The sequence below is a fragment of the Nostoc sp. CALU 546 genome, from assembly GCF_048836525.1.
Window position 1 is genome coordinate 1 of sequence record NZ_JAWJTF010000185.1, and the last position, 6,444, is coordinate 6,444.

Genomic DNA, 6,444 nt, shown 5'->3' on the forward strand with positions numbered 1-6,444 from the left:
ATGACTTATCAGGTTTTGATCCAGCCAAGCGCGTTTCAAGACATAGAAAACACTTACCGTTGGATGTGTGACAACTTTGATGCTGAAACTGCTAATCAATGGTATTACGACTTGCAAGATGAGATTGCCTCCCTACACCTGTTTCCCAAACGATGCCCAATAGCGCCCGAAGCACAAGCAATTGGGCGAGAAATTCGTCAACTCTTCGTCTGTAAACGTAGACAATATCGAGTATTGTTTGTGGTTGAGGAGGATGTTGTAGCTATTATTCATGTCCGCCACAGTCGTCAAGCGCCTATTGAACCTGATCCAGAGTAGGCGATCGCGCTACGCAACACAAGATATCAGCAGCATTTTGGATGGTGACGGATAAGGGGCGATCGTTGAAAAGCTGATTTTACCAATATGCTATCGGCGATCGCGCTTTGGGGAACGAAACCCAACATTTTCAATCAAGTGCCCAAAAACAAGATCCCCCTAGTCGTATTTTTCATCGAGCTAGGGGGATCACATATATGGTAGTCTATAATTGGTTCGGTATAGTTCCTTACGAATCGATTCTATAGCCTACATTTCAATTTGAGTAGTCTTACCACTAGAATTTATAGTATTTTTACAGCTTCTTAATGAATGCTTCATCCCTGCTGTTTTTTAGGGAGGCGGTATATGTAACTATGACAGTACGCAATGTGCGTAACTTGTCATTTTTGTGGATATCTGTAAAAAATATGAAATTTAAGATTGTTGCTACTAGCGTCCTATTAGCTTGTTTCGGGTTTGCAGAGCAGAGCCTTGCATTAAATCAGCTAGATTTAGATCAGTTGAAGGCAACAAGTGCCTGTCCCCGGTGTAATTTGAGTGGTGCTGATCTAACTCAAGTAAATCTAACTGGAGCAAATTTGCGAGGGGCTGACTTGAGCGGCGCTACATTATCTGAAGTTAATCTCACGAATGCCGATCTCACCGGTGCAAATTTAGAAGGTGCGGTTCTAAATTCAGCAAATCTCAGTGGTGCTTCCTTAACAGGAGCAAATTTGAAATCAGCATCCCTGGAAAATGCCAATTTATCTTTTGCCGGTTTTATCAGCGCCAATTTAGAAGCAGCAAACTTAAAAGATGCGAAATTGGATTTTACCAATTTTCGGGGGGCTAACTTCCGACTAACAACTCTAGCTAATGGTGTAGTCACCTCCGATAAACCTTATGGCTGGTCGTTAGAGCGTCAAAATCTTAGAGAATGTAACGAGTTTCAACCCGAAGATACTCCAGGCACAACCTGTTATTCAAAATAAATTGGGCATGGGGCATGGGGCATTGGGCATGGGGCATTGGGCATGGGGCATTGGGCATTGCTTATTTCTCCCTCGTCTCCCTTATCTCCCCCATCCTCCCCTGCTCCCCTGCCCCCCTGCCCCCCTGCCCCTCTGCCCCTCTGCTTCATCCTTGTATAGCAAAAGCATTTTGTTTGTTAACAGTTCTTTATCATGGGAAAAAAGCGTATAGATTAATTGAATCAATGCTTACCTCTATTAAAGACTTAGCAGCAAAACTAGCACCCCGGTTAATTGAAATTCGCCGCCACATTCACTCTCACCCAGAACTCAGCGGTCAGGAGTACCAAACAGCAGCCTTCGTAGCTGGTGTTTTGTCTTCTAGCGGTCTGCACGTAGAAGAAGGAGTTGGCAAAACGGGTGTTATTGGAGAACTCCAAGGCACTAAGCAAAATGACCGTTTGTTAGCAATTCGCACCGATATGGATGCCTTACCAATTCAAGAAGGCACTAATTTGGAATATGCCTCTCGTGCAGATGGGATTATGCACGCGTGCGGTCACGATGTCCACGCCACAGTGGGGTTAGGAACGGCAATGGTGCTGTCCCAGCTAGCAGAGGAGTTGGGTGGGAAAGTGCGGTTTTTATTTCAGCCAGCAGAGGAAATTGCCCAAGGGGCAAGCTGGATGGTGAAAGATGGAGCGATGGAAAATGTTTCGGCTGTATTAGGGGTTCATGTTTTCCCTTCTATACCCGCAGGATCTATTGGCGTGCGTTACGGGGCATTGACAGCCGCCGCTGATGATTTAGAAATTCTGATTATGGGAGAATCTGGACATGGGGCGCGTCCCCATGAGGCCATTGATGCGATTTGGATTTCTTGCCAAGTCATTACTGCACTGCAACAAGCTATCAGCCGGACGCAGAATCCTTTACGTCCTGTAGTATTGAGTATTGGGAAGATTAATGGTGGCAGAGCGCCGAATATAATTGCGGATAAAGTGCAGTTATTGGGAACCGTGCGATCGCTCCATCCTGAAACTCGTGCCCATCTCCCGAAATGGATTGAAAATATTGTATCTAATGTTTGCCATACCTACGGAGCAAACTATCAAGTCAATTATCGCCAGGGTGTACCCAGTGTTCAAAATGATTATACCCTGACGCAATTGTTACAATCAGCCGCAGAAGAAGCTTGGAGTAGCGATCGCGTTCAAGTCTTACCCGAACCTTCCCTTGGTGCTGAAGATTTTTCTATGTATTTGGAACACGCCCCCGGTTCTATGTTTCGCTTGGGTGTAGGCTACCAAGAAAGAATCATCAACCACCCATTACACCATCCCCAATTTGAAGTTGATGAATCTGCTATTATCACCGGGGTTGTAACTATGGCATACGCTGCTTATAAATACCATCAGCAAAATTTGTAAACAAAAACTCCCAGCGTTGATCTGCTGGGAGTTTTGATTTAACTAATCTTTGTTAGCAGTTATAGAAAGCCCGAAAGCATCCTATACATTTGATTCAGTAACAACACCTAGTTTTTGTTGAATTCGAGTCTTAGCAGCTTTGAATTCAGTCGCAAGTTGTTCACTTTGCTCAGTGCTTAAGTTGTTGCGAATAGCAGCAAACATTGTGGTTTCTTCTTGACGAATATGATCGCCAATAGCATCCATCAGCTGTTTGACTTTATCTTTGAATTGGGGTGAAGATGGGCTGAGAGCCTTGATTTCTTCTAATGCTTGCTTGGCATGAGCTTGTTCATCAAACAATTCTTGGGTGTTATCTTGACCGTAGAAAGGACGTACTCTTGGATAGACTGTCTCTTCTTCAGCTTCGGCGTGGGCACTTAGATCCTTGTAAATTTGACCGAAGTACTCTTGGATCTTTTGTGGATTGTTGCTTTGCAGTAGTTCGGTGAACAGGGTATTTACCTTGTTGTGATCCAGGCGAAGGACATCCTGGATATTCATATCCTTTTTGTCACTGGCTTGAGTAACAGCACTACCTACAACACCACTGACTGCGGCCATAGCGTCTTGAACACGTGCCCAAATTCCTTGATCTGCATCTTGTCCTGTGAGTTCGCGGACGCCCAGAATTTCTAGAATACCTTTGAGTTGCTCTTGGTGAGCGCGGTTTTCAAAGTTAATGGTGTTCAAAGGTGCGATCGCTAGCAAAACGTCAGCACCAGCTTTTTGAGCAGCTTTGTGAACTATTAAGCCACTCATTACTAGTTGATGTTTCAGCAATTCATGCTGAGATACTTTTTCATACAGGCTCAACTCAGAACCTTTGAACAATTCACGAGCTTTTGCAATGAATTCTGTAACAGTTTTTTTGGGTTCAGCCTGAATGCCATACTGACCGATTACAGTTTCCAGAACCCCAAGATTTTTTTCGTCATCATTCAGGAAATTACGGATGCGATCGGCAATTTCGGCATCAAGTCCTTGTGTCAAAAGCGATCGCTCATTTTCGATCACCAATTGTTGGAGTGCTTTAAGACTTGCTAATTTTAGAGCAATAGCATTGCGTTTCGTATCATCTAATGTAGCTACCATCCGTGTTCTCCTCGGCAAGTATTCGTAATTCTTACTGATATAACCTTGACATAGAGGTTAGGGATATTCCATCTTTCTTTTGAGTGATCGCGTTCACAACTCTGGGTAGAAAAAGACAATTTTAGGGTTCCAGAATAGAAATAAAAATTGAAGCGATCGTTGCAATTCTAATCAAGTATTTTAGTATGACATTCTAAAGATATAGATTACAAATTTGGCAGTAATCTATATCTTTAGAATGACAAGTAACGTCAAAAAAACTACTTCTTATTCAAGAGGGCAAAATCGTAACCAGTTCCAGTAGAGCAAGACTCGCAACGCTCGATTTTGACTAAGATTGCTTCTCCTTGACGCTCACCAGAGGGCGAAAACTGAATCATTCCTGTTGCTCCTGAAGTTGAGAAATTAGGATTAGACAGTACCTTTTGTAATCCTTCGCGGGTGTTATCTTGTTTCAAGCCAGTAATAATTGCTTGGACTGCATCATAAGCTCCTGCTGTTCTCTGATTTACCTGTGCATTCCAAAGCTGAAAGGCATTTTCTGCAAAGGGGTTATCTTTATTAGCATCACGATGCCAATACACAGGTAATACCATGCCTTCCAAATCCTTGCCATTTTGTAAAGTTGTTGCACTATACATACTTTCAGAAGCAAACAGTGGTTTTCTGCCTCTAACTTCTTGTGCTACTTTGGTGGCAAAATATATATTTCTGATTGAGGGCATTAGTAAAAAGCCACTTGCATTTTCTGTTTCTATGGCTTGATCTACAAAAGCCCTAGGGTCAAAATTCTTATCTGCCAAATTGCAAGGCGTACTAATAACGTTGCTGCCATATTTTTTGATTGCTTGAGTGTACTGTTCTACAAGTATCTGACTTGATGAGGAGCTTGAATTACTTCTTGAACTACGAGAATCACCACAAATAGCAACATTTCTTGCTTGTCGAGCAATGTAGCGAGAATGAGTATCTACTAAATTATCATATAGCGGATTTACATGAAACAAGTAATTATTTGTGGAACTATTAGGTTGATTATTTATTGAATTGCTTTCTAAATTTTCTTGATTTTCGGCTTGATTTGGTCGCTCGACAGGTAAAACTAACACCAAGCGATTCTCACTATAAATTGCGGCGTTACGTCTAACACCTACTGCTGCCACAATACTCTTGTCTTGAACTAATTCATTATCTAACCGTGTAGAATCTTCTCTATTCTCAGCACTTGCAATTACAATTTGCAGCTTCTTACCATTAATTCCTCCTTGGTTATTAACTTCATTTTGAGCTTGAGCTACACCACGCAAAATTTCTTCTGATAAACTCGGATCAAAGTTAATTGGAGCGATGACAGCAACTTTCAGAGCGCTCGAATTATCTTGTGCAATTTTGGCATTGTTTAAATAAATTAAAGTTTCTGGATCATTGGGATTATTTTTTAGAGAAGCGGTGAACTTTTTCACAGCAGTTGTAAAATCTTTTTCAGCAAAAGCTTTAACTCCATCTGTTTTCTCAGGATAGGTTTGCACTTTCACCAAAATCTTTGTACCCAAATTCATTAGTGAAGGCTTATTTGTCAATGAAGATGAAGCTGATATGGGGTTTGATGGTGTTATAATGGTCGAAGAAACTTTGCTAATTAACCACAAAATAGCTGCTACCATTACTCCTGCCAGACCTAGAGATATAAGCAGCCTCAAGTTATCTTTTTTATTTGTCATGAATAATTCCCCAAATTCTACAAAAATTATCTGAAATCAAGAGATTTATGAAAATTTAGCCATACCTAGTACCGCAAGGCGGAATTAAAAATTAAAAATTAAAATGAATACAGCATAAGGGTTTCGTTGATTTGGAATGATTGGTTTATTTCTGCCGTGTTGTACTAGTAATTTAAAAATATTTAGAAAGAAGTTTATTTATTATTTCAGACACACTCACGATAATCAGTGTCAATAAACCTGCAAGAATAACGAGTAACCCTACAAGCAGCAGACCATTTATACCAGATTTTAGAAGATTATTGGTTAGTAGATTTCTGAAAGTAAATACAATGAGTAGATTTGCTATTATAGCAATAATAATTAAATAAGTTTTTTCTAGAAGCGGGCGAGATTGAATCAAGACTAACCCTGCTAAAATTATCAACCACAATCCAGAGCTAATCCAAGTAGTTCCGAGAAAACTGATAAGTGCGATCGCTAAGAACGAACTACCTGATCCAGCAATGATTGCTCCAGACAATAATTTACTATTAGAAAATTGGGGTAGATATCGAGTTAATTTGTGTTGTTTTTGTGATTGTGAACTTGATGGTAGAGTAGGGGGAATAACTGTGGGAGCTAATGTATAACTTAGCGGTGGCAGATTATTCAACTCTTGTAATACAGCCTGTGCAGATTGATAACGTTGTTCATGATTTTCTCGTAGGAACTTATCAAGAATCATCTCTAATTCCTGACTTATGGGTTGTGTTAAATGCTGTCGCCAACTAGAAGTCCAACTATATCCTTGTTTCATCCACAAAGTTGAAGGAGAAATATTAGTCAGCAGATGAAAGCAAGTTATTCCTAAACTGTAGATATCACTAGATGGAAAAACTTTACCCA

At 40.8% G+C, this 6,444-nt stretch carries 5 protein-coding genes and 1 pseudogene; 3 read left to right on the forward strand and 3 right to left on the reverse strand.

Going from position 1 to position 6,444, the window contains the following annotated elements; translation table 11 throughout:
• The 3 genes from RRG12_RS41035 to RRG12_RS41045 form a co-directional block, all read left to right on the forward strand.
• Window positions 1–318 (forward strand): type II toxin-antitoxin system RelE/ParE family toxin (locus RRG12_RS41035; protein ID WP_420763153.1); only part of this gene is annotated, 318 nt, incomplete at its 5' end.
• Window positions 319–728: 410 nt separating this feature from the next.
• Entirely contained in the window at window positions 729–1,292 is a 564-nt protein-coding gene (locus tag RRG12_RS41040; protein ID WP_069068234.1) for a pentapeptide repeat-containing protein, read from the forward strand.
• Window positions 1,293–1,516: 224 nt separating this feature from the next.
• Window positions 1,517–2,701, forward strand: a complete 1,185-nt coding sequence (locus RRG12_RS41045) for a M20 family metallopeptidase (protein WP_420758963.1) — start codon at window positions 1,517–1,519, stop codon at window positions 2,699–2,701.
• 81 nt (window positions 2,702–2,782) lie between these two features.
• Here RRG12_RS41045 and RRG12_RS41050 read toward each other — a convergent pair whose 3' ends face one another.
• From RRG12_RS41050 to RRG12_RS41060, 3 genes and pseudogenes are all read right to left on the reverse strand, one after another.
• The gene (locus tag RRG12_RS41050; protein WP_069068222.1) at window positions 2,783–3,835 is read right to left on the reverse strand and encodes a hemerythrin domain-containing protein; all 1,053 of its coding nucleotides are present in this window, start codon (window positions 3,833–3,835) and stop codon (window positions 2,783–2,785) included.
• 260 nt (window positions 3,836–4,095) lie between these two features.
• A complete protein-coding gene (locus RRG12_RS41055; protein WP_420758964.1) occupies window positions 4,096–5,556 on the reverse strand; it encodes an ABC transporter substrate-binding protein in 1,461 nt (486 codons plus the stop codon).
• Between the two features lie 172 nt (window positions 5,557–5,728).
• Window positions 5,729–6,444: pseudogene (locus RRG12_RS41060) on the reverse strand (serine/threonine protein kinase); the annotation flags it as partial.

Excerpts from the sequence above, each read along its gene's own strand:
- RRG12_RS41045 (WP_420758963.1), top strand. The coding sequence starts at position 1,517 with ATGCTTACCTCTATTAAAGACTTAGCAGCAAAACTAGCACCCCGGTTA.
- RRG12_RS41040 (WP_069068234.1), top strand. The coding sequence starts at position 729 with ATGAAATTTAAGATTGTTGCTACTAGCGTCCTATTAGCTTGTTTCGGG.
- RRG12_RS41055 (WP_420758964.1), bottom strand. The coding sequence starts at position 5,556 with ATGACAAATAAAAAAGATAACTTGAGGCTGCTTATATCTCTAGGTCTG.
- RRG12_RS41050 (WP_069068222.1), bottom strand. The coding sequence starts at position 3,835 with ATGGTAGCTACATTAGATGATACGAAACGCAATGCTATTGCTCTAAAA.